This window comes from Rahnella selenatireducens (assembly GCF_046449555.1).
Taxonomy (GTDB): Bacteria; Pseudomonadota; Gammaproteobacteria; order Enterobacterales; family Enterobacteriaceae; genus Rahnella; species Rahnella selenatireducens.
Genome location: NZ_JBKEZJ010000049.1, coordinates 1 through 781 on the forward strand (window position 1 = coordinate 1; position 781 = coordinate 781).

General features: G+C 52.2%; 1 protein-coding gene. It reads left to right on the top strand.

Annotation, left to right across the window (positions count from 1 at the left end):
- Window positions 1-19 precede the first annotated feature (19 nt).
- Window positions 20-781 (top strand): IS3 family transposase (locus ACLBVC_RS24755; protein WP_410151812.1); only part of this gene is annotated, 762 nt, incomplete at its 3' end.

Here is a 781-nt window from a genome sequence, read left to right on the forward strand (position 1 = left end):
GAAGAAGGCCGGGGCAAACATCCAGCAAGTATGTCGATGCCTGTCGCTCACGCGCAGCGTATTTTACGCCCGGAGCCGGCGGCCAGCCCTCAGAGCAAATGTTCTGAGGCTTCATGCGGCGGCTAAGCATGTTCATGCTGAAATGGATGCGACGTATGGCAGTCGGCGCATGTGTATTGAGCTGCGTGAACAGGGTTTTAACGTTGGCCGATACCGTGTCCGTCAGATAATGAAGACCCTGATGCTGGTTGCGAAGCGTCCCGGACGTCATCGCTATCCACGTGGTGGTAAACAGGCTGTAGTGGCGGCTAATCTGTTGAATCGACAGTTTAATCCAGAGATATTAAATACCTGGTGGTCAGGTGATATCACCTATCTTCGTACCGCTCAGGGCTGGTTATATCTGGCTATTGTCATGGACTTATGTTCAAGAAAAATAGTGAGTTGGGCCTTCTCGGACAAACCGGATAGCGCCCTGACTATCCGGGCATTACGACTGGCGGTTAATAAACGACGGCCAACAGGCCCAGTCGTATTCCATAGCGATCAAGGTGCTCAGTATACCAGCGCCCAGTTCCAGTCCTGCCAGCAGGAACTTGGTGTGACGGGCAGTATGAGCCGCAAGGGTAACTGTCTGGACAATGCCGTTACGGAGAGGTTCTTCCGCAGCCTGAAAGCAGAGAGAGTTAACTACCGTCGCTATGAAACCCGAAGTCAGGGCATTGCGGACGTTATCGATTATATCGACAGTTTTTATAATCTGAAGCGTCGGCATTACCGG